At 67.0% G+C, this 23,082-nt stretch carries 18 protein-coding genes; 14 read left to right on the plus strand and 4 right to left on the minus strand.

The genetic code is table 11. The annotated features are described in order from the left end of the window. Positions 1-20 precede the first annotated feature (20 nt). Positions 21-491, plus strand: coding sequence for an Lrp/AsnC family transcriptional regulator (locus AB4Z10_RS01795; protein ID WP_441468641.1), 471 nt, complete (start codon positions 21-23; stop codon positions 489-491). A gap of 12 nt (positions 492-503) precedes the next feature. On the opposite strand, the gene AB4Z10_RS01800 is transcribed toward AB4Z10_RS01795, so the two are convergent. Both AB4Z10_RS01800 and AB4Z10_RS01805 read right to left on the minus strand, forming a co-directional pair. Then, positions 504-1,508: an alpha/beta hydrolase gene (locus AB4Z10_RS01800; protein ID WP_441468642.1), complete on the minus strand. Its 1,005-nt coding sequence runs from the start codon at positions 1,506-1,508 to the stop codon at positions 504-506. 134 nt (positions 1,509-1,642) lie between these two features. Next, positions 1,643-2,791 carry an alpha/beta hydrolase gene (locus AB4Z10_RS01805; protein WP_441468643.1) on the minus strand — a complete coding sequence of 383 codons (1,149 nt, stop codon included), beginning with the start codon at positions 2,789-2,791 and terminating at the stop codon, positions 1,643-1,645. A 133-nt stretch (positions 2,792-2,924) separates the two neighbouring features. Between AB4Z10_RS01805 and meaB the strand changes: the two genes are divergently transcribed. Together meaB and AB4Z10_RS01815 are read left to right on the plus strand one after the other, a co-directional pair. Continuing rightward, complete coding sequence (gene meaB / locus AB4Z10_RS01810) at positions 2,925-3,911, plus strand: methylmalonyl Co-A mutase-associated GTPase MeaB (RefSeq protein ID WP_441468966.1); 987 nt, start codon at positions 2,925-2,927, stop codon at positions 3,909-3,911. 104 nt (positions 3,912-4,015) lie between these two features. Continuing rightward, positions 4,016-5,386 (plus strand): TIGR03808 family TAT-translocated repetitive protein, encoded by a 1,371-nt coding sequence (locus tag AB4Z10_RS01815; protein ID WP_441468644.1) that lies wholly within the window; start codon positions 4,016-4,018, stop codon positions 5,384-5,386. 6 nt (positions 5,387-5,392) lie between these two features. Here AB4Z10_RS01815 and AB4Z10_RS01820 read toward each other — a convergent pair whose 3' ends face one another. Further along, positions 5,393-6,391, minus strand: coding sequence for an asparaginase (locus AB4Z10_RS01820; RefSeq protein ID WP_441468645.1), 999 nt, complete (start codon positions 6,389-6,391; stop codon positions 5,393-5,395). 136 nt (positions 6,392-6,527) lie between these two features. On the opposite strand from AB4Z10_RS01820, the gene AB4Z10_RS01825 reads away from it, so the two are divergent. The 5 genes from AB4Z10_RS01825 to AB4Z10_RS01845 all read left to right on the plus strand — a co-directional run bounded on the left by AB4Z10_RS01825 (position 6,528) and on the right by AB4Z10_RS01845 (position 13,101). Further along, positions 6,528-7,352 (plus strand): alpha/beta hydrolase, encoded by an 825-nt coding sequence (locus AB4Z10_RS01825; RefSeq protein WP_441468646.1) that lies wholly within the window; start codon positions 6,528-6,530, stop codon positions 7,350-7,352. Positions 7,353-7,464: 112 nt separating this feature from the next. After that, the gene (locus tag AB4Z10_RS01830) at positions 7,465-7,701 is read left to right on the plus strand and encodes an Lrp/AsnC ligand binding domain-containing protein (RefSeq protein WP_066610093.1); all 237 of its coding nucleotides are present in this window, start codon (positions 7,465-7,467) and stop codon (positions 7,699-7,701) included. A gap of 245 nt (positions 7,702-7,946) precedes the next feature. Next, positions 7,947-10,247: an NADP-dependent malic enzyme gene (locus AB4Z10_RS01835; RefSeq protein WP_441468647.1), complete on the plus strand. Its 2,301-nt coding sequence runs from the start codon at positions 7,947-7,949 to the stop codon at positions 10,245-10,247. Between the two features lie 208 nt (positions 10,248-10,455). Next, a complete protein-coding gene (locus tag AB4Z10_RS01840; RefSeq protein ID WP_441468648.1) occupies positions 10,456-12,057 on the plus strand; it encodes a peptide ABC transporter substrate-binding protein in 1,602 nt (533 codons plus the stop codon). A 186-nt stretch (positions 12,058-12,243) separates the two neighbouring features. Continuing rightward, entirely contained in the window at positions 12,244-13,101 is an 858-nt protein-coding gene (locus tag AB4Z10_RS01845) for a D-amino-acid transaminase (protein WP_441468649.1), read from the plus strand. 122 nt (positions 13,102-13,223) lie between these two features. Here AB4Z10_RS01845 and guaD read toward each other — a convergent pair whose 3' ends face one another. Then, the gene (gene guaD / locus AB4Z10_RS01850) at positions 13,224-14,543 is read right to left on the minus strand and encodes a guanine deaminase (protein ID WP_441468650.1); all 1,320 of its coding nucleotides are present in this window, start codon (positions 14,541-14,543) and stop codon (positions 13,224-13,226) included. Between the two features lie 117 nt (positions 14,544-14,660). Here guaD and AB4Z10_RS01855 point away from each other — a divergent pair, with 117 nt between their 5' ends. The 6 genes from AB4Z10_RS01855 to AB4Z10_RS01880 all read left to right on the plus strand — a co-directional run bounded on the left by AB4Z10_RS01855 (position 14,661) and on the right by AB4Z10_RS01880 (position 23,060). Next, a complete protein-coding gene (locus AB4Z10_RS01855) occupies positions 14,661-16,235 on the plus strand; it encodes a xanthine dehydrogenase small subunit (protein ID WP_441468651.1) in 1,575 nt (524 codons plus the stop codon). After that, on the plus strand, positions 16,228-18,570 hold the full coding sequence (gene xdhB, locus AB4Z10_RS01860; protein WP_441468652.1) for a xanthine dehydrogenase molybdopterin binding subunit: 2,343 nt from the start codon (positions 16,228-16,230) through the stop codon (positions 18,568-18,570). Before AB4Z10_RS01855 ends, xdhB begins: the two co-directional genes overlap by 8 nt. Before the next feature lie 139 nt (positions 18,571-18,709). After that, positions 18,710-19,552: a xanthine dehydrogenase accessory protein XdhC gene (gene xdhC / locus AB4Z10_RS01865; RefSeq protein ID WP_441468653.1), complete on the plus strand. Its 843-nt coding sequence runs from the start codon at positions 18,710-18,712 to the stop codon at positions 19,550-19,552. Next, positions 19,536-21,083 (plus strand): ABC transporter ATP-binding protein, encoded by a 1,548-nt coding sequence (locus AB4Z10_RS01870; RefSeq protein ID WP_441468654.1) that lies wholly within the window; start codon positions 19,536-19,538, stop codon positions 21,081-21,083. The genes xdhC and AB4Z10_RS01870 overlap by 17 nt, the downstream gene beginning before the upstream one ends. Beyond that, a complete protein-coding gene (locus tag AB4Z10_RS01875) occupies positions 21,076-22,140 on the plus strand; it encodes an ABC transporter permease (RefSeq protein WP_441468655.1) in 1,065 nt (354 codons plus the stop codon). Before AB4Z10_RS01870 ends, AB4Z10_RS01875 begins: the two co-directional genes overlap by 8 nt. After that, positions 22,137-23,060 (plus strand): ABC transporter permease, encoded by a 924-nt coding sequence (locus AB4Z10_RS01880; RefSeq protein ID WP_441468656.1) that lies wholly within the window; start codon positions 22,137-22,139, stop codon positions 23,058-23,060. The genes AB4Z10_RS01875 and AB4Z10_RS01880 overlap by 4 nt, the downstream gene beginning before the upstream one ends. The last annotated feature ends 22 nt before the right edge of the window (positions 23,061-23,082 follow it).

Consider the following 23,082-nt stretch of genomic DNA (forward strand, 5'->3'; position numbering starts at 1 on the left):
CCTGCTCACAAACCTGCACAATGGAGCATATCGTGCTCGATACGATCGATCGTCGGATTCTCTCGGTGCTCCGCGATGACGGGCGGATCACCAATCAGGATCTCTCGCAGCGCGTCGGACTGTCGCCGACGCCCTGCCTGCGCCGCCTCAAGCGGCTGGAAGAGACCGGCGTCATCCAGGGCTATACAGCAGTCGTCGACCCCAAGGCCTACGGCCTGCCCTTCAGCGTCTTCGTCTCGGTCAGGCTGACTCAGCAGAACCAGGAGCAGATCACCGAATTCGAGAAGGCGGTCGAAAGCTGGAGCGAGGTTGCCGAATGCTACCTCATGACCGGCTCGCAGGACTATCTTCTGCGCGTCGTCACCGACGGCATCGAAGGCTATGAGCGCTTCCTGAAGCAGAAGGCGACGCGGCTGAAATGCATCCAGTCGGTCGAATCCAACTTCGCGCTGGCGACGATCAAGAAGCGCTCCGGCCTGCCACCGATCTAGGGGCTGGCCTCGTCAGGCGCCGCGATCCATGGCGCGGCGGACGACCTGCGTGACCTCGCTGTTCGACAGGAAGAGGTCGTGACGCAGCATGCTCCAGCCGCGGCCAGACGTGTCGGCGACGCGGACGCCCAGCGCATCGAGCCGCGAGCGGTCGGCGGCGCCGGCACGCGCGACGCCGCCGGCGATGCGCGCCGAGACCGCCAGTGCCCGGTCGCCCGGGTCGATGATGACGGTCATGCGCTGGGCCAGGGGGCCGAGCTTCTTCACCGTCTGCTCGAAGGCGTCGATGTCGACATCGGGCGAGGCCAGCACGACCGAGCCGATACGGGCATAGACATCCTGGGAGTCGCGCAGTTCGCGCAGCCCTTCCAGCGTCAGGAAGGTTCCCATCGAGTGCGCGACGATATGGATGCGCCCGACCGTCGGGTTGGAAACGAGCGCCTGCAGGCTCTGGACGAACCCGTCGCGCGACCAAAGCGCGCTCTCTCGATCATAGGCATAGTCGAAGAGCTTGCCGCCGGACGGCCAGGTGAACAGCGCCGCGCGGCCCTGGAATTCGAGCGAATGCGAGAGCTGGCCGGCGCTGCGGGCAGCCGATTCGAAGGTCTCGTTGAAGCCGTGCACATAGAGCAGCACATCGCGGCCATTGGCGGCATCCGAGAAGGCGCGCGGGGCGTCGTTGGTCACCTCGCGGCCAACGCCGAGCACGGCCCAGTCGCCGCTGACGGCGGAGGAGACGCGCCCCGAGATCCCCCTTCCCGGCGGCGACAGGCGCACCTCGGCGAAGGTCAGCGGTCCGCGATCGGTGCCGAAATAGGGCGCGACATTGCCCACAGATCTGCGGGTTGTCATGACCAGCAGGCGCGGATCCTTGCCGAGCGCCGAGGCGTCCGCACGCTCCGGCTCGGCGAAGGGCGAGACGCTCGCTTCGCTCTGGGCGCAGGCGGCGAGCCCGAGCGGCAGCAGCGCGGCGAGCGCCAGCGAACGGCATGAAAAGTCGCGCCTCGTGACAGGCATGGCGGCAGGCATCCAAAATCGATCGTGAGAGGCCGGAATGGCCAACCGGCCCTTAAGGGCAGGCTAACGCGGCCAGAATGGGGCAACCTCGCGGCCTGGCTGCGGGGATCGCCGGCCGTTGCAGCCATGTGACATCACCGCCCGCCCGAAAGGATCGTCACCGGCGCGTTGACGACGAGCCCGACCGTCGAGCCCACGGTGCCGACGACGCCGCCGGCGATATCCCCGATTCGGTCGCCGAATTGCGGCCCGGCGAAACCGATACCCTTGTCCTGCCGCAGCCGCTCGCCGATGAGCTGAACCACTTTTGGCGAGGAAGCGAACTTGGCGTGGTTCAGGCTGTCGCTGGACGACACCTCCGAGAGGTCGATGATCCGCGCGCCGAGCTTGTCCAGCTCCGCGATGATCTCCGTGTCCTTCGCAGAGACGGAGCCCAGCCGGGTCTTGTCGCCCGCGAAGCGGCGCGAGAAGTCGAGCGCCTTGTCGTCAGCCGACACGAAGACGGTGACGGGCCGCCGGATCTGCGCCATCTGCGTCTTGAAGACGTCGAGATCGACATCGGGCGCGGCCAGCATGACGTCGCGCAGCTTGCCGCCGAAGGCCCCGTCGCCGCGGATCGCGGCCTGGCGCAATGTCTCCAGCGTCAGCAGCGTGCCCATGGAATGAGCGAGAATATCCATGCGTGTGGAGCCGAGATCGCGCGGGATGCCGCGCAGACTGGCTTCGAGGAAGTCGCGCGAGTAGTAGGCGCTCTCGCGGTCATAGGGATAGGCGAGGAGTTCGCCGCGCGAGGGCCAGGAGAACAGCACCGGCACGCCCTTGAAGCCGGAATCATAGACGATCTGGGCGAAGCGGTAGACCGCATCGGCGAAATTCGTGTTGTAGCCGTGGACGAAGACGAGCACGTCGCGCTGATCGGCCGGCCGGCTCTGGAGCTCCTTGCGCACATCCGAGATCACGGGCGCGAGGTCGAGCCGCTGGACATAAGTCGCGGTGAAATGCTTCGCCGGATCGCCCGGCCCGGAGCTCGGCAGCTCCAGATTGCCGGGCTTGTGGCTGCGCGGCACCGTGATGTCGAGCCGGGCGAAGGAGAGCTTGGGCGCCCGCTCTCCATTGAAATAGACCGGCTGCGCCGAGGGTTCGCGCGTGGTCGCGACATAGATCTCGACGGTGCCGGCGATATCGGCGGCAGGTGCCTGGTTCAACGCAAGGGTGCGCGGCGTCGCGCAGGCTGCGAGAGCGAGCGGCAGCAACAATGCCAAAACCACACCACGAAACCGCATTGCCGCGCCGATCATCGCCCAGTCGTCTCACCGCCCACGCAAATCTTCAAGATGCGTGCATGACACAGTGATGAAGCAGATACGACGCAGGCGATGCCTTGTCGCCTTCGGCAGCGGCTTGCTAACTGGCGGCATGGCCGACCGCATCTCTCCTGCCGACTCGCTCGGCGACGCGCTCCTCGCCGGCGAACGCGCCGCGCTGGCCCGTGCGATCACGCTGGCGGAATCGCGCCGCGCGGACCATCGCGAGCAGGCGCAGGCATTGATCCAGCGGCTGCTGCCCCACACCGGCCGCGCCATCCGTGTCGGCATCACCGGAGTTCCGGGCGTCGGCAAATCGACGACGATCGACGCGCTCGGCAGCTACCTTACGGCCAAGGGCCACAAGGTGGCGGTGCTCGCGGTCGACCCCTCCTCGACCCGCACCGGCGGCTCGATCCTCGGCGACAAGACCCGGATGGCGCGCCTCTCAGTCGATCCCGACGCCTATATCCGGCCCTCCCCCTCCTCCGGCACGCTCGGCGGCGTCGCGGCCAAAACGCGCGAGACGATGCTGCTCTGCGAGGCCGCCGGCTTCGACATCATCCTGGTCGAAACGGTCGGCGTCGGGCAGTCGGAAACGGCAGTCGCCGATCTCACCGACTTCTTCCTCGTGCTGATGCTGCCCAATGCCGGCGACGAGTTGCAGGGCATCAAGAAGGGCATCATCGAGCTCGCCGACATGATCGCGGTCAACAAGGCCGACGGTGCTGGTGCGACCGCAGCCCGCGCGGCCGCAGCGCAATACAAGGCCGCGCTCCACATCCTTGCGCCTACCTCGACGCTGTGGAGCACGCCGGTGGTGACGATCTCGGGGCTGACCGGAGAAGGGCTCGACGCGCTCTGGGCCAAGATCGAGGACCACCGCGCCCGCTTCGAGGCCAAGGGCCTGATCGCTGAGAAACGCCGGCGCCAGGACGTCAAATGGATGTGGGCGATGGTGCAGGATCGGTTGCAGGCCAAGCTCAGGCATGACCCGGCCCTGAAGGCGCGCACGCCGGAGCTCGAGGCCGCAGTCTCCTCCGGCAAGCTCGCCCCGACGCTTGCCGCCGAGGAGATCGCCCGGGCGCTCGGGCTCTAGCCGACGCCCGCCGCATCTTGCGTGTTCTTGGCGGCGGCGGTTCCAAATCGGGACAGCAGAGCTGGCACGCCGCTTGATCGTGGCGGAACCGAAGGGGAGGTTCCATGGTGCTTTCGCGGCGCGGTTTCCTGGCTGCCGGCCTGGTCGGCCCGGCTGTGTTCCACCTGCCGGCCCGTGCGCAATCGGTTTCGCCGCCCCGCGGCCCACTCGGCCATCTCGGTCTGGACGCCAGCCAGTTCGGGCTGCGGCCGGGCGCATCGGAGGATCAGTCAGGGCGGTTCCAGGCGGCGGTAAACGAAGCGGTGAAGCGCAATGCGCCGCTCATGGTGCCGCCCGGGCGTTATCGTCTCGGCTCAGTCCAGCTGCCGGAAGGCGCGAGCATCGTCGGCTTGCCGGGGGAGACCCGCCTTGTGACCGCAAACGGCAGCCCGCTGCTTGTCGCCAACAATATCGCGCGCGCAAATCTGACCGGCCTTGCCTTCGATGGGCTCGACATCCCCTCGCCACAACGCGGAGGCCTCGTCACCGGCAACAACATCGGCGCGCTCACCATCTCGGATTGCGACTTCGCCAAGGCCGGCTCGGTCGGCCTGACCCTGCACCGCTGCGGCGGGCGCATCACGACCAGCCGCTTCCACGCCATGCGCGATTCCGCCCTGTTCTCGCTCGATTCGCTGGGCCTCGTTATCGAACAGAACGATGTCGAGGACTGCGGCAACAATGGCATCCAGATCTGGCGGAGCCAGCCCGGCGACGACCGCTCGATCCTGCGCAGCAATCGCGTCAGCCGTATTCGCGCCGATGCCCGCGGCGACGGGCCGAACGGCAACGGCATCAGTCTCTACCGGGCCGGCGGCGTCATCGTCGAGGGCAACCAGCTGCGCGACTGCGCCATGACCTTCATCCGCAACAATTCCGGCTCCGGCGTGCAGATCCTCGGCAATCAGGGCCGCCGCTGCGGCGAAGTGGCGCTCTACGCCGAATTCGCCTTCGAGGGTGCGATCATGGCCAATAATCTGATCGAGGACTGCGCGCAGGGCGCCAACATCACCAATCTCGACCATGGCGGGCGAATGGCGGTTTTCGCCAACAACATCATCCGCAATGCCCGGCGCGCCATCGCGCCGAACGGCAGGGAGCCGATCGGCGGCATCGGCGTCCATGTCGAGGCCGAAGCGGCCGTGACCGGCAACGTCATCGAGAATGCGAGCGAGATCGGCATCTCGCTCGGCTGGTCCTGGGGGATGCGCAATCTCGTCGCGACCGGCAATGTCGTGCGCAAGGCCGGCATCGGCATCGCGGTGTCGCTGGTGCCGAAGGAGCGCAACGCCCTGATCGCCAACAACCTCATCGACGAGGCGCGCGACGGCGCCATCGTCGGCACGGAATACGGCAAACCTGTCACCGGCGATCTCGCCAAGGCGCCCGACGCAAAAGCGGCGGGCATCAGGATCGAGAACAACGCCGCGCGTTGAGATATCCTAGGCCGCCGGGGCGCGGATGCGCCCCACCTCGATGCCGTTCCAGTTCTTCAGGACGGCCTCGCGCAGCGGCGCAAAGGCAGTCTGCGTCGCTTCGTCCATCGGCAGGAAGCGGGCGATCAGCGCGCCGAGCGCGACTTCCGCGGCACGGCCAGCGCCGTCATCGCATTTCAGCGCAATGCCATAGCCGAGCTCCGGCAGCGCGGCGCAGTAGACGCCCTCGGCCCCGGTCTTGGTAAAGGCGCGGGCGCCCAGCAGGCCCATCAGCCGCGTGTCGTACCGCCCAGTGCCCGCGACCATGAAGGGATGCCCGGCCGCAGCAGCTCGGATGCGCGCGGCGGCCTTGGCCCGTTCGGGACCGAAGCCGCGACCGGTGCCGAAGCGCGCAAAGCCGAGCGCCAGCGCCTTGAGCGGCACGGCGTAGGAGGGAATCGAGCACCCGTCGATGCCCATGCGCACGCTGGAATGCTCGGCGCCGGTCACCTCTTCAAGGGCGCCGCGCACCGCCCGCTGGACGGCATGACCCTGCTTCACATAGCCGGCCGGATCCTCGTCTAGGCTGCAGGAGAGGCAGACGAAGCCGGCGTGCTTGCCGGAGCAGTTGTTGTTGAGGGCGCTCGGCTCGGCGCCCGACTTCGCCAGCGCCCGCGCCACGGCCTCGTTCATGGGCCAATGCGCGCCGCATTCCAGGCAGCCGACGTCGCGGCCGGCCTTCTTCAGTATCGCGAGCGAGGTCTCTGCATGCAGCGGCTCGCCGGAATGCGAGGAGACGGCGAGCGCGATCTCCGCCTCTGTCAAGCCGTAACGGTCGGCAGCACCGCTTTCCAGCAGAGGCAGGGCCTGGATCGCCTTCACCGCCGAGCGCGGGAAGACCGGTCGCTCGATGTCGCCGGCTGCGAAGACGACGCCGCCATCGGCATCGACGACAATCGCAGACCCCCGATGACGCGATTCGACGACATTGCCGCGCGTGACTTCGGCGAGGACGGGGTTTTCCATGGCGACCTCCAGATTCCGCTTGCTGCGGATTGCCGCTTTTGGCGCCGGGCGCGCCACCTGTCAAAAGCGCTGGCGGAAACCGCCAACGGCTGCCACCGTAGGCCCGTCAGCCGTGCCCTTCCCGAGCAGGATACCGATGTCGCCGGACTATGAGACCGAGTACAACAACCGCGCCCGCGTGCCGGAGCATCCCGGCATCATTGCCGGCTGGCAGACGGACGCCGCGGCGTACCGCGCCGCGGCGCTGTGCGAGCTCGGCGTCTCCTATGGCGAGGGCGAACGGCAGCTCTACGACGTATTCAAGCCGGAAACGATCCGCGGCAATGCGATCGTCATGTTCATCCATGGCGGCTACTGGCAGGCGCTCGACCGGAGCTTCTTCTCGCATATGGCGCGCGGGCTGAACCAGCTCGGCCTGCCTGTCGCGGTCGTCGGCTACGATCTCTGCCCGCAGGTCAAGCTCGGCCATATCGTCTGGGAGTTGCAGCAAGCCACGGCGGCGCTGTGGCGGCGCTTCGGCCTGCCGGTGGTCGCGACCGGCCATTCCGCCGGCGGCCACCTCAGCGCCTGCATGCTCGCCACCGGCTGGAAGAATGTCGGTGCCGACCTGCCGGAGCATCTGGTGCCGGCGGCCTATGGCATCTCCGGCCTCTACAACCTCAAACCCCTGACCGAGACGAGCATCAACACGGCGCTCGGCCTCGACATGCAAGCGGCCGAGCTCGAAAGCCCCCTGTTCTGGTCGGCGCCGTCGCGGCTGACGATGGATGCCGTAGTCGGGGGCGAGGAGAGCGCCGAGTACCACAAGCAGAGCCGCCGGCTCGTCGATGTCTGGGGGCTGGAAGGCGTGACGACGCGCTATGAGGAAATCCCCGGCGCCAACCATTTCACCGTCATCGCCGGGCTGACGGACCCGGACAATGCGATGACGCGGCGCATTGCGGCGCTCGCGGGCGCTTGATCGCACCACTCTGAGGATCGCCTTTGTTTCGGCATCGGCCTTGTCCGAAAACCGCATTCCACTTTTCGGGCCGATGCCTTATCCAGACCGCATCAGAGTTTCGGAGCGAGCGATGCAAACCTTCTTCGTCGAGATCAAATGCAAGCTCGGCAAGACCTACGAGGTCGCCAGCGAACTGGCCGATCGCGAGATCGCTTCCGAGATCTACTCGACCGCCGGCAACTACGACATCCTCGCCAAGTTCCATGTCGGCGCGGATGTCGATATCGGCCATTTCGTCGCGCAGAAGGTGCAGTCGATCCCCGAGATCGCCGACACGCACACGATCATCACCTTCAAGGCGTTCTGAGCCGCGCCCGCGGCTGAGCTTTCGATTCACCCGACCCATCCTCTGGTTCAAGGCCGCGATTCCTGAGTCGCGCCAACAGGTTGTCATCGCCGGCTCACAAGGCGATTCACCTCGTTCACAAATTGATTCAATCCGCCGCAGCCCGATCTTCGCGCGCGCTGCGGCCGCCGAGGCATCCTGACCGCTTGACGCCGCATGGCCTTTCGCGCGACCAGCATCCTTCGGACCGCAGGGACCATCGCGCCATGAAAAGCACGCTCTCCACCGATCTGCGCTCGGGCGCGCTCGTCTATCACCGCCAGCCCCGGCCCGGTAAGCTGGAGATCCAGGCGACCAAGCCGCTCGGCAACCAGCGCGACCTGGCGCTGGCCTATTCGCCCGGCGTCGCGGCTGCCTGCGAGGCGATCGTCGACGACCCGTCGGAAGCCGCCGAGCTCACCTCGCGCCAAAATCTCGTCGCCGTCATCACCAATGGCACGGCTGTGCTCGGCCTCGGCGATATCGGCCCGCTGGCCTCCAAGCCGGTGATGGAGGGCAAGGCCGTCCTCTTCAAGAAATTCGCCGGCATCGACTGCTTCGATATCGAGGTCGAGCAGAAGAACGTCGAGAAGTTCGTCGAGGTCGTCGCGGCGCTGGAGCCGACCTTCGGCGGCATCAACCTCGAGGACATCAAGGGGCCGGAGTGCTTCGAAATCGAGGAGCAGCTCAAGGCCCGGATGAAGATCCCGGTCTTCCACGACGACCAGCACGGCACGGCGATCATCGTCGGCGCAGCCGTCCTGAACGGCCTCGACCTCGCCGCCAAGAAGATCGCCGACGTCAAGATCGTCGTCTCCGGCGCCGGCGCAGCCGCGCTGGCCTGCACCAACCTGCTCGTCGAGCTCGGTGCGCAGCGCAAGAACATCTGGGTCACCGATCTCGAAGGCGTGGTCTACAAGGGCCGCAACACGCTGATGGACCGCTGGAAGGAGGTCTATGCGCAGGAGACCGACGCCCGCACGCTCAGCGACGTCATCGGTGATGCCGACATCTTCCTCGGCCTTTCCGCCGCCGGGGTGCTGAAGCCGGAGATGGCCAAGCGCATGGCGGCGAAGCCGCTGATCCTGGCGCTCGCCAACCCCAATCCCGAGATCACGCCGGAGGACGCCCTCGCCGTGCGACCGGACGCAATGATCTGCACCGGCCGCTCGGATTATCCCAACCAGGTCAACAACGTCCTCTGCTTCCCCTACATCTTCCGCGGCGCGCTCGACGTGCAGGCGACGACGATCAACGAGGCGATGAAGCTCGCCGCGGTGCGCGCCATCGCCGCGCTCGCCCGCGAGGCGAGCTCCGACATCGCGGCCCGCGCCTATGGTGGCGAGACCTCGACCTTCGGCGCGACCTCGCTGATCCCGAATCCCTTCGACCCGCGCCTGATCATGCGCATCGCGCCGGCCGTGGCGGAGGCTGCGATGGCCACCGGAGTCGCGCGCAAGCCGCTGGTCGATGTCGAGGCCTATCGCGACCAGCTCTCGCGCTTCGTCTTCCGCTCCGGCTTCCTGATGAAGCCGCTGTTCCAGCAGGCCAAGGCCGATCCCAAGCGCGTGATCTACGCCGAGGGCGAGGACGAGCGCGTGCTGCGCGCTGCCCAGGTTGCGCTCGAGGAAGGGCTCGCCGTGCCGATCCTGATCGGCCGCCCGAGCGTGATCGAGACCCGCATCCAGCGCTTCGGCCTGTCGCTGAAGCCCGGCGTCGATTTCCAGGTCGTCAACCCCGAGGACGACCCGCGCTATCGCGACTATGTCCAGACCTATCTCGACATCGCCGGCCGGCGCGGCATCACGCCGGAAGCGGCGCGCGCGCTTGTCCGCACCAACAACACGGTGATCGCGGCGCTTGCGGTGGCGCGCGGCGACGCGGACGCAATGATCTCCGGTCTAGAAGGCCGGTTCATGTCGCGCCTGCGGCACATCAAGGACATCATCGGCCTGGCGCCCGGCGTCTGCGACATCGCGGCGATGACGCTGATCATCACCAACAAGGGCGCTTTCTTCCTCTCCGACACGCATGTGAAGCACGATCCGAGCGCCGAGGAGATCGCGGACATGACGGTGCTTGCCGCGAGCCATGTCCAGCGCTTCGGCCTCGAGCCCAAGATCGCTCTGCTCTCGCATTCGGATTTCGGGGCGGCCGATACGCCCTCCTCGCTCAAGATGCGCAAGGCGTTGAAGCTGATCCGCGAGCGCGCGCCGCAGCTGGAATGCGACGGCGAGATGGAGGCCGATACCGCGCTGGTGCCGCTGATCCGCGAGCGCGTCCTGCCTTCCTCGACACTGAAGGACATGGCGAACATCCTGATCTTCCCTAATCTCGACGCCGCCAACATCTCCTACCAGTTCGCGAAGGTGATGGCGGATGCGCTGCCGGTCGGGCCGATCCTGATCGGCACCGCCAAGCCCGCGCATATCCTCACTGGCTCGGTCACGGCCCGCGGCGTGGTCAACATGACCGCCGTGGCGGTGGTCGAGGCGCAGGAGAGCGCCGCGAAGGCGGCCAACCGCTGAGCCTGTAGCCAGCTGCTGACAAACCCAAGCAGGCCTGCCTTGGCGAGCCTGCTTGGGTCTCCGAAGCCGCTGGCCCCTTTTGCAGAACCTTCACGGCGGCGAAAACCGCGGCCGCGCCGCCGTTTCCCGCTTGGCAGACTCACTCAGGCAGGTTCTACTTCCTTTGTCGGGCATCGCTCGCAACGACGCCCGGTCGAGGGAGGTTGCCATGCTCGACGTCACGCGCCGCACCGCACCTCTGGCGTTCGCCGCCATCCTGGCCGCGACCCGCGCTGATGCGGTCCAGGGCCGGATCGTCTTCCACCGGGGCAATGACGGCGACCCGGAAACACTCGATCCCCACAGAACCTCGACGGTCGCCGAAGCCCATCTGCTGCGCGACCTGCGCGAAGGCCTCGTCATCCACAACATGAAGGGAGAGGTCGTCCCCGGCGTCGCCGAAAGCTGGACGATGAGCCCGGACGGAAAGCTCTGGCGCTTCAACCTGCGCGCCAATGCGAAATGGTCCAATGGCGACCCGGTCCGGGCCGCCGACTTCGTCTATTCCTTCCGGCGCATCCTCAACCCGGAAACCGGCGCCCGATACGCCAACCTGCTCTATCCGATTGGGAATGCCGAGCCGATCCACAAGGCGACGGCAGGCTCATCGCTCGACAGTCTCGGCGTTTCGGCCGTCGACGAGCGGACGCTTGAGATCAAGCTCGAACGGCCGACGCCCTATCTACTCGAATTGCTGACCCATCAGAGCGCCCTGCCCGTCCACCCCGCCAGTATGGCCCGGGCGACGCAGGAGCCGGGACGACCCGAGAACCTGATCACCAATGGCGCCTATATGCTGAAGGAGTTCGCGCCGAACTCGCATATCCGGCTCGAACGAAACCCGCATTTCCACGACGCGGCGAATGTGAAGATCGACACGGTGATCTTCTATCCGGCCTCCGATCTGGTGGCAGCAGCCCGGCGCTTCCAGGCCGGCGAGTTGCACCTGACGACCGACATTCCGGCCGACCAGTTCAAGCAATTGCGCCAGAGACTTGGCGATCAGGTCCGGATCGGCCCCTATCTCGCGACGTATTTCCTGATCCTCAACAGCGCCAAGCCGCCCTTCGACGATGCCCGCGTGCGCCGGGCACTGTCGCTCCAGATCGACCGCGAATTCATCGCCGACCGGGTCTGGGGCGGGACGATGCTGCCGGCCTACGGCGTGGTACCGCCCCATATCGGCAATTATGGTGAGCGGGCCGAGCTCGATTTCCGCTACGCCTCGGTGCTGGAGCGCGAGGAGGAGGCCAGGCGCCTCCTGGCCTCGGCCGGCTTCGGCAGCGGCATCCCGCTTCAGGTCGAGTTCCGCTTCAACACGACCGACAACAATCGGCACACGGCCGAGGCGATCGCCGGGCAATGGCGCGCGATCGGCGTCGAGACCCGCTGCGTCGAGACCGACTACCGGACGCATTTTGCCTATCTGCGCGAAGGCGGGGATTTCGACGTGGCGCGCTATGGCTGGATCGGCGACTACTCCGATCCGCAGAACTTCCTGTTCCTGTTCCAGAGCGACAACGCCGGCTTCAACATCGGCAAGTACAGCAACCCGCAATTCGATGCGCTGATGAAGCTCGCCGCCGATGAACTCGACATCGCCAGACGCGCCGTCATTCTGCGCGAGGCCGACAGCATCGTCATCGCCGAAGAGCCCTGGATCCCGGTGCTGCACTATTCGACGAAGAATCTCGTCTCGCCGAAGCTCATCGGCTTCGAGCAGAACCTGCGCGGCGCGATCCCGACGCGGTTCCTGAGCCTGAAGCCCTGAAACTCGTTTGGTTAGGAAGCCCTCATCCTGAGGAGCGGACGCAAGTCCGCGTCTCGAAGGATGGGTTGTGAAAATCTGCCGACCCCTGCGCCAGACGCCGGGCCGTTTCCCCGCCTTGAGGCTCGCAACCGGCGCAAAGCTTCGCTAGGAAGGGCGCGTTCCTCTCCATCCAGCAGGTCCGCAGCGATGAGCCGTATCGTCTATGTCAATGGCGCCTACCTCCCAGAGGAGGATGCCAAGATCTCCGTATTCGATCGCGGCTTCATCTTCGGCGACGGCATCTACGAGGTTTCGGCCGTGATCGGCGGCAAGCTCGTCGATTGCGAGGCGCATCTGGCCCGCCTCGAACGCTCCTGCGGCGAAATCCGGCTCGACCTGCCCTGGTCGAAGGCCGAGCTGGTTGCGATCCACGAGGAACTGATCAAGCGCAACAATCTCGACGAGGGCGGCATCTACCTGCAGGTCTCGCGCGGCGCAGCCGATCGCGACTTCCCCTTCCCGAAGGATGTCCAGCCGACGCTGGTGATGTTCACCCAGGCCCGCAACTTCGTGAACGCGCCGACGGCGAAGACGGGCATCAAGGTCGTTTCGACGCCGGACCTGCGCTGGGCCCGCCGCGACATCAAGAGCGTCAACCTGCTCGCGCCCGTGCTCGCCAAGCAGTTCGCGCTGGAGAGCGGCGCGCAGGAGGCCTGGCTGGTCGAGGACGGCGTGGTGACGGAGGGCGCCTCCTCCACAGCCTGGATCGTCAAGGGCAAGACGCTGATCTCGCGCCCGCTTTCTAACAAGGTGCTGCCGGGCATCACCCGCAAGGCGGTGCTCGCCTATCTGGCGGAATCGGGCTTCTCCTTCGAGGAGCGCGAATTCACGCTGGAGGAGGCACTCGACGCCGAGGAGGCCTTCATCACCTCCGCGACCAGCCTGGTGATGCCGGTGACCTCGATCGACGGCCACACGATCCACAACGGCGCGCCCGGCCCGACCGCGCAGCGCCTGCGCGAGATCTATATCGACTACGCCCGCAAGGGCGGCGTTCTGGGCTGAGATAGAGCTCTCGTGACCTTGGCGTCATGCTCGCCCTCGTGGCGAGCATCCACGTCTTGAACACTGCCCTCGGTCAGGGAAGACGTGGATGGTCGGGACAAGCCCGACCATGACGGCTGGCGTCAGGGAGCGCCTTCCACGCGCCCCACCCTCTCCCCCATCACATAGGTCGCGGCGACGTTGCGCTCGTCGCCGAGCGTGACGAGTACGAAGAGCTCCTCCGCCAGATCTCGCACCGTCTCCATGCGATGCGCCATAGCCCGMGTCGCAGCCGTATCGATCACCACCGCATCCGCCTCACGGCCGGTTTCGAAGCTCCCGATCAGATGATCGAGGCCGAGCGCGACGGCATTGCCGAGCGTGATCGCATGCAGCGCCGCGAAGGCCGAGAGCGACTGGCCCTGCAGCTGCAGCACCTTGTAGGCCTCAGCCATGGTCCGCAGCATCGAATAGGAGGTGCCGCCGCCGATATCGGTCGCGACGGCAACCTTCACGCCGCGTTGCCGGGCATGGGCCCAGTCGAACAGGCCTGAGCCGAGGAACAGGTTCGAGGTCGGGCAGAACACCGCGACCGCACCCGTCTCGGCGAAGGCCTTCCATTCATTGTGAGTCATGTGGATGCAGTGGCCCATCAGACTTCCGGGGCCGAGCAGCCCATAGCCCCGATAGATGTCGGCATAGTCAGCCGCCTGCGGAAAGAGCTCACGGGCCAAGGCGATCTCGGCCCGATTCTCGTTGATATGGGTCTGGACGTGGCAGTCGGGATGCTCGGCCGCCAGCCTCCCGGCCGCCGCCATCTGCTCGGGCGTCGAGGTGATCGCGAAGCGCGGTGTGACGGCGTAGAGTTGCCGGCCCTTGCCGTGCCAGCGCGCGATCAGCGCCTTCGAATCGCGATAGCCGCTCTCGGCCGTATCGGTCAGCGCTTCCGGGGCATTCCGGTCCATCATTACCTTGCCGGCGATCATGCGGGTGTTGCGGCGCTCCGATTCGGCGAAGAAGGCCTCCGCCGATCGCGGATGGACCGAGCAATAGACCGCCGCCGTGGTGGTGCCGTTGGCCAGAAGCTCGTCGAGGAAGAAGCGCGAGAGCTTTTCGGCATGCCCCTGCTGGGCGAGCTTCTGCTCCTCGACGAAGGTGTATTTGTTCAGCCACTCCATCAGCTGCGCACCATAGGAGGCGATGACCTGAGTCTGCGGCATGTGGATGTGAGCGTCGATCAAGCCCGGCATGATCAGATGCGGGCGGTGATCGACGACCTCGGCATCGGCCGGCAGCGTCCGCAGCAGTTCCCGCGCCTCGCCTGCCGCCTTGACCAGCCCGTTCTCGACGACCAGCAGCCCGTCCTCGACATAGCGATGCGCGCCCTCGCCTGCGGTCTCAGGGGCGTCGACGAACCAGAAGAGGCGGCCGCGCAGGGCGCGGAGGGAGGTGGAGGCGGTCACGTCGGGCAGCTCCGGCACAATTCCACATCACATCTGCACCAAATCGAAGCTTCCGGCCAAGGCCGGATCATGCCTAATCTGCAGGCATGAAATGGCTGTGCGAGCGGAGCGGGCGGGATGCGTGAGATGTTGCGCTTTCTGCTCGGCGACAGGCTGGTCGAACTCGACCGCTGCGACCCGACCTTGACGGTGCTCGACTGGCTGCGCCTGGACCAGCGCATGACCGGCACGAAGGAAGGCTGCGCCGAGGGCGACTGCGGCGCCTGCACCGTCGTGGTCGGCCGGCTCGACAAGGGGCGGCTGCGCTACGAGGCGATCAATGCCTGCATCCGTTTCCTGCCGACGCTGGATGGCTGCCAACTCCTCACCGTGGAGCATCTGAAGGGGGCGGACGGCAGCCTCCATCCGGTCCAGCAGGCGATGGTGGAGTGTCACGGCTCGCAATGCGGCTTCTGCACGCCGGGCTTCGTGATGTCGCTGCTGACGCTCAGGCTTAACGAAGCAGAGCCGAGTGTCGGGCGCATCGAGGATGCGCTCGCCGGTAATCTCTGCCGCTGCACCGGCTATGAGCCGATCATCGCCGCAGGCCGCCGCATGGACGAGATCGCCCCGCGCGAAGCGGATCGTTTCCATCAGGAGCGCGAGGCCATTGCGGGCCGCCTCATCGCCCTGAATGATGACGAGACGCTGTCCCTGCAAGGCGAAGGCGGGCGCTTCTACGCCCCCGTGACGGTCGATACGCTGGCCGAACTCGTCGCCGCGCATCCTCAGGCGACGCTGGTGGCGGGCGCGACTGATGTCGGACTCTGGGTCACCAAGGCGATGAAGCGCCTCGATCCGGTGATCTATCTCGGACGGATCGAGCCGCTGCGCGCCATCACCGACGAGGGCGACCATCTGCGCATCGGTGCGATGGCTGGTCATATCGATGTGCGCGAAGCGCTCGCGGCCCTGTCGCCGCAGCTCGATGAATTGATGCGGCGCTTCGGCGGCGAGCAGGTGCGCAATGCCGGCACGATCGGCGGCAACGTCACCAACGGTTCGCCGATCGGAGACCTGCCGCCGGCGCTGATCGCGCTGGGCGCGACGCTGGTGTTGACCTCTCGTCATTGCGAGGAGCGCAGCGACGAAGCAATCCAGGGGGACGTAGAGCGCGCGCGCCTGGATCGCTTCGCTGCGCTCGCGATGACGGGTGAGGATGAACTGACTCGCCGCGCCATCCCGCTCGAGAGCTTCTTCCTCGACTATCGCAAGCAGGACCGGCGCCCCGGCGAATTCGTCGAAGCCGTGCTGGTCCCCAAGCTCGCAGACGGCATGCTGTTCCACACCTCGAAGGTCTCGAAACGCTTCGACGAGGATATCTCCGCCGTCTGCGGCGCCTTCCGGCTGACGCTCGGCAGCGATGACCGCGTCAGCGAGGCCCGCCTCGCCTATGGCGGCATGGCCGGCATTCCGAAGCGCGCGGCTGCGGCCGAGGCTGCCTTGATCGGCCGAGCCTGGGACGAAAAGGCCGTCAGTGCCGCAATCGCTGCCCTGTCTCAGGATTTCACGCCGCTCGACGATATGCGCGCCTCGGCGCATTATCGGGTCAAGATCGCCGGCAACCTGCTGCGCCGCTTCCTGATCGAGACGACACAGCCCGAGACGGAAACGCGGGTCGCCGGCCTGCTGGCGGAGGCCGCCCATGGCTGACGCGCGTCGCAAGCTTGATATCGTGGCGGAAACCGGGCCGGTCGGCTCTGCCCGGCCACATGATTCCGCTTCCAAGCATGTCGCGGGAGAAGCGCTCTATATCGACGACATCGCCGCGCCCGAAGGGCTGCTGCATGCCTATCTCGGCACGAGCAGCATCGCCCATGGCAAGCTCATATCGCTCGATCTCAAGGCCGTCCGCGCCGCGCCGGGCGTCGTCGCCGTCCTGACCGCGGCCGAGATTCCCGGCGTCAACGACATCTCCTCGACGCATCTCCATGACGAGCCGGTCTTCGCGACCGAGGCCATCCTGTTCCACGGCCAGCCGCTCTTTGCCGTCGTCGCCGAAACGCGGGAGCAGGCGCGGCACGCCGCCGTCTTGGCGAAGGCCGAATACGCCGAGGAAGTACCGCTGATCGACATCGCCGCGGCGCGTAAGACGGGCGGCCAACTCGTCACCGCGCCCCTCAAGCTCGAACGCGGCGACGTCGCTGCCGCGCTCGTCGAAAGCCCGCGCCGGCTGAAGGGTTCGATGGCGATCGGCGGGCAGGAGCATTTCTACCTCGAAAGYCAGATCGCGCTGGCGATCCCCGGCGAGGATGAGGACATGCACGTCCTTGTCTCGACCCAGCATCCGAGCGAGGTCCAGCACATGGTTTCCGCCGTGCTCGGCACCGGCTCGCATGCGCTGACGGTCGAGGTCCGGCGCATGGGTGGCGGCTTCGGAGGCAAGGAAACGCAGGCCAATCTCTTCGCCTGCGTCGCCGCGCTCTGCGCCCACAAACTGAAGCGCCCAGTCAAGCTCCGGCCCGACCGCGACGACGACATGGCGATCACCGGCAAACGCCACGACTTCGTCTGCGACTACGAGATCGGCTTCGACGATGACGGCCGCATCCATGCGCTCGATGCTGTCTACGCCGCGCGCTGCGGCTGGAACGCCGATCTGTCGGGGCCGGTGACCGACCGCGCGCTGTTCCACATGGATAACTGCTATTTCTACCCGGCGGTGCGCGCCCGCTCGGAGCCGCTCTTCACCAACACATGCTCGAACACCGCCTTCCGCGGCTTCGGCGGGCCGCAAGGCATGGTCGGGGCCGAGCGCTTCATCGAGGAAGTCGCCTATGCCACCGGGCTCGACCCGCTGGAGGTGCGCCGACGCAATCTCTATGGCGGCCCGGGCCGGGACGTCACGCCCTATCACCAGACGGTCGAGGACAATATCGCGGCCGATGTCATCGCCGAGCTGGAGCGGCGCTGCGACTACCAGGCACGCAAGGCGGCGATCCGCGAAGCCAATGCCAAGAGCCCGATCATCAAGCGCGGCATTGCGCTGACGCCGGTGAAATTCGGCATCTCCTTCACCGCGACTTGGTTCAACCAGGCCGGGGCGCTGGTGCATGTCTATACGGACGGCACGGTTGCGCTGAACCATGGCGGCACCGAGATGGGGCAAGGGCTCTACATCAAGGTGGCGCAGGTAGTGGCCCATGCCTTCGGCATCGGGCTCGATCAGGTGAAGATCACCGCAACGACCACCGGCAAGGTGCCGAACACCTCGGCCACCGCCGCCTCCTCCGGCTCCGATCTCAACGGCATGGCCGCGCTCGACGCCTGCGAGACGATCAAGCAGCGGCTGACGGCCTTCGCTGCGAGGCACTGGCAGGCTGCGCCGGAGGATATCGCCTTCCTGCAAGGGCGCGTGAAGATCGGCCCCCGCGAGATCGCATTCAAGGAGCTGGTCGCCGCCGCCTACCTGGCCCGCATCCAGCTTTCGGCGACGGGTTTCTACGCGACGCCGAAGATCCATTGGGACCGCAAGGCCGGGCGCGGTCATCCCTTCTACTATTTCGCCTATGGCGCGGCGGCGGCCGAGGTCGCGATCGATACGCTCACCGGCGAGTACAAGTTCGAGCGCGTCGATATTCTCCACGATTGCGGGCAATCGCTGAACCCGGCGATCGACAAGGGGCAGATCGAGGGCGGCTTCGTGCAGGGGATGGGCTGGCTGACCACCGAGGAACTGGTCTGGGACAGGAAGGGCCGGCTCTGGACGCATGCGCCGTCCACTTACAAAATCCCCGTCGCGTCGGATCGGCCTCGCATCTTCAACGTGCATCTGCTGGAGAACGCGCCGAACCGCGAGCCGACGATTCATCGCTCCAAGGCTGTCGGCGAGCCACCATTGATGCTGGCGATCTCGGTGCTGCACGCTCTGTCCGACGCTGTCGCGAGCGTCGGCGATTACCGGATTTGCCCGCGCCTCGATGCGCCCGCGACGCCGGAGCGGGTTCTGGACGCGGTCGAGCGTGTAAGAGCGGAAGCGGGACGATGAGGCTTTCAAGCGGCCTGCGCTCCTCGCGCGTCATGCTCGGGCTTGACCCGAGCATCTCGGGACGAGAACACTCCTTTTCCGGCCAGAGATTCTCGGGTCTGCGCTTCGCTCCGCCCCACAATGACGGCGGAGGTTCTCCATGACCCTCGCCGCCTTCATCACCGGACATCAGCATGAAGGCATCGTTCTCGTGCGGATCGAGGGCACGGAAGGCTCGACGCCGCGCGAGGCCGGCGCCTGCATGGCTGTCAGCCCTACGGCGATCGCGGGAACGATCGGCGGCGGGCAGCTCGAGTTCCACTGCATCGACCTCGCCCGGCATATGCTGAGCGAGGGCGCCGAGGACCAATTGCTCGACATTCCGCTCGGCCCGCAGATGGGGCAGTGCTGTGGTGGGCGGGTGCGCGTCTCGCTGCGCCACGCCGGAGCTGCCGAAATCGCCCTGTTCGCCGCCTGCGAAAAGGCGGAGGCGGCGGCGCGGCCCCCTGTCCTGATCTTCGGTGCCGGCCATACCGGCAGGGCCCTGGCCCATGCGCTGGCGCCCCTGCCCTTCTCGATTGCGCTGATCGACGATCGCGACGACGTCATGAGCGGGCTGCCGCCGGCCGTCACCTGCATCCGCATTGCCGATCCGGTCGATGCAATCGCAAGCGCGCCGGCGAACGCAGCTTTCGTCGTGCTGTCGCACAGCCACGCGCTGGACTACCGTCTGGCGGAGTCGGCGCTGGCGCGCGGCGACGCTGCCTATGTCGGCATGATCGGCTCGGGCACCAAGCGCGCCCGTTTCGAGGCCAGCTTCCTGCGTGCCGGTGGCCGGCGTGCGACGCTGGCGCACCTGACCTGCCCGATCGGCGGTTCGGATGTGGACGACAAGCGCCCGGAGGTGATCGCGGCCTTGACGGCAGCCGAGCTGGTGCGTTGCTTGCTTGGCCGCCGGGAGCCGGCGAAAGGGAGACGCTCGAAACATGAATCAGCCGCGTGAGCAGGAAGTGCCGCCGCGGCTGGCGCTCGCCCATATCTCGAAGAGCTTTCCCGGCGTCAAAGCCAACGAAGACATCAGCTTGAGCGTCCGGCCCGGCGAGATCCACGCCCTGCTCGGCGAGAACGGCGCCGGCAAATCGACGCTGGTCAAGATCATCTACGGCGTGCAGCAGGCCGACGAGGGCACCATCTCCTGGAACGGCTCGCCCGTCTCGATCCCTTCGCCCAAGGCCGCGCGCAAGCTCGGCATCGGCATGGTCTTCCAGCATTTCTCGCTGTTCGACGCGATGACGGTGATCGAGAACATTGCGCTCGGGCTCGACGAAGCGGTGGACCGCGAGGAGCTGAAGCGCCGCGTCGCCGCGATCCTGCAATCCTATTCGCTGCCGCTGGATCCGGAGCGGGAGGTGCATACGCTCTCGGTCGGCGAACGCCAGCGCATCGAGATCGTGCGCTGCCTGCTGCAGAAGCCGAAGCTGCTGATCATGGACGAGCCGACCTCGGTGCTGACGCCGCAGGAGGTCGAGCGCCTGTTCGCGACGCTCAGACAGATCGCGGCGGAAGGCTGCTCGATCCTCTACATCTCCCACAAGCTGCATGAGATCAAAGCGCTCTGCGACGGTGCCACCATCCTGCGGGCAGGACGGGTCGTGGCGACCTGCGATCCGAAGGCAGAAACGACCAAGCGCATGGCCGAGCTCATGATCGGCGCGGAGCTCCGCAAGATCGAGCATGGCAAGACGGCCGGCGGCGGTGCTGTCCGGCTGGAGGCCAAGGGGCTTTCGCTGCCAGGCGAGCCGCCCTTCGGCACCGATCTGGAGAACGTCTCGTTTGAGGCGCGCGCCGGCGAGATCCTCGGCATCGCCGGCGTCGCCGGCAACGGGCAAGCGGAGCTGCTGACCGCGCTCTCCGGCGAGCAACTGGTTGCCAATGCCGAAGCGATCAAGCTCGACGGCAAGGCCATCGGCCTGGAAGGCGCCGGCGCGCGCCGGGCGCTCGGCCTCGCCTGCGTGCCCGAAGAGCGCAACGGCCACGCCGCCGTGCCGGATTTCTCGCTCGCCGACAACGGTGTCCTGACCGCGCGCCACCGGCTGCCGCTGGCGCCGCATGGCATCATCAGCCGCGGCGCCGTCCAGCGTTTCGCCGACGGCGTCATCAAGCTCTTCGACGTCAGGACCACCGGCAATGCCGCACTGGCGCGCTCGCTTTCTGGCGGCAACCTGCAGAAGTTCATCATGGGCCGCGAGATCGGCCAGCAGCCGGCCGTGCTCGTCGTTTCGCAACCGACCTGGGGTGTCGATGCGGGCGCTGCCGCCGCGATCCGGCAGGAGCTCGTCGACCTCGCCGCCAAGGGCTCGGCCGTGGTGGTGATCTCGCAGGATCTCGACGAATTGCTCGAGCTCGCCGACCGGCTCTGCGTCATCAACGAAGGCCGCCTCTCGGCCCCGCGCCCGGTCGCGAGCCTGGGCATCGACGAGATCGGCCTGATGATGGGCGGCGTCCACGGCGCGGAGGAAGCCGTTCATGCTTGAATGGCGCCGCCGCCGCGAGCCGAGCACGCTGATGCTGGCTCTGAGCCCGCTGATCGCGATCGGGCTCACCATGCTGCTCGGCATGATCGTCTTCACCGCGATGGGCTATGACGGTTTCCATGCGGTCGGGAGCATCTTCCTGACACCGCTCCTGGAGCCGCAGCGCTGGGCCGATATCGGCGTGAAGGGCGCGCCGCTCATCATGATCGCGCTCGGACTTGCCATCGGCTTCCGGGCCAATGTCTGGAACATCGGCGCCGAGGGCCAGTACATCATGGGCGCCATCGCCGGCACAGGCGTCGCGCTCGCGACCTACGACATGACCGGCTGGTGGATCCTGCCGGCCATGGTGCTGGCCGGCATCCTCGGCGGCATGGCCTGGGCCGCAATCCCCGCCTTCCTGCGCGTCAAGCTGCAGGTCAGCGAGATCCTGACCAGCCTGATGCTGACCTATGTCGCCGTGCAGTTCCTGTATTTCCTCGTTCGCGGCCCCTGGAAGGACCCGGACGGCTTCAACTTCCCGCAAACGCGGATGTTCACCGCCGACCAGACGCTGCCGACGGTGCTCGAAGGCTCGCTCGTCCATCTCGGCATCCCGGTCGCGCTCATCCTCGCCATCGTCGCCTGGCTGCTGATGGAGAAGACCACTGCGGGCTACGCGATCAAGGTCGTCGGCCTCGCGCCCGCCGCCGCCCGCCATGGCGGCTTCAGCGCTGCGCGCACGACCTGGGCAACGCTGCTGATCAGCGGCGCGCTCGCCGGCCTTGCCGGGCTGTTCGAAGCGGCCGGGCCGTTCGGGCAACTCACCCCGCAATTCCCGGTCGGCTACGGCTTCACGGCGATCATCGTCGCCTTTCTCGGCCGGCTCAATCCGCTCGGCATCGTCTTCGGCGGCATCGTACTGGCCGCGACCTATGTCGGCGGCGAGATCGCGCAATCGACGGTGAGACTGCCGCAGGCGGCGACCGGCATGTTCCAGGCGATGCTGCTGTTCATGCTGCTCGCCACCGACGTGCTGGTCCGCTGGCGCATCGTCTGGAAGCGGAGAGCGGCATGACCACGGCCATGCTCGTCTCCATCCTGATGACCCTGATCGCGGCTTCGACGCCGCTGCTGCTCGCGGCGCTGGGCGAGCTCGTCGCCGAGAAGGCCGGCGTACTCAACCTCGGCGTCGAGGGCATGATGCTGTGCGGCGCGGTTGCGGGCTTCGCCGTCGCCTTCTCGACCGGCAGCACAGGCTTCGGTCTCCTCGCCGCAGCATTCGCCGGCGTCGCCGCCGCGATGATCTTCGCCGTGCTCGCCCTCTCGCTGATGGCCAATCAGGTCGCGACCGGCCTCGCGCTGACGATCTTCGGCATCGGCGCCTCCTCCCTCATCGGCGCGGGCTTCGTCGGGCGCACCGTGACGCGCCTGCAGCCGGTGTTTCCGGCGGCGCTTTCGGAACACCCGCTGCTGCGGGTGATCTTCGGCCACGACATCCTCGTCTATCTCTCGCTGGCACTCGTCGCGGGCGTCAGCTGGTTCCTGCGCCGCACGCGCGCGGGACTGATCCTGCGTGCTGTCGGCGAGAACGACGCCTCCGCCCATGCCATCGGCTATCCCGTGATCGCGATCCGCTATGCCGCGATCGCCTTCGGCGGGGCGCTCGCGGGACTCGGCGGCGCCTATTTCTCGCTGGCGCTGACGCCGATGTGGGCGGACCGTCTGACGGCCGGACGCGGCTGGATCGCGCTCGCCCTCGTCGTGTTCTCGGCCTGGAAGCCCGGCCGCCTGCTGCTCGGCGCCTATCTCTTCGGCGCTGTGATGACGCTGGAGTTGCAGGCCAAGGCAGCCGGTGTCACCTGGCTCGCGCCGGAGGTGCTGGCGATGGCCCCCTACCTTGCGACCATTGCGGTTCTGACCATGATGTCGCTAGGACGGAAGACCGGCCGGCTCGACGCGCCCGCCTGCCTCGGCAAACCCTTCTCGGCGTCCTGACGCCGCAACCGACAACGAGGAG

This window comes from Allobosea sp. RAF48 (genome assembly GCF_052114025.1).
Classification (GTDB): domain Bacteria; phylum Pseudomonadota; class Alphaproteobacteria; order Rhizobiales; family Beijerinckiaceae; genus Allobosea.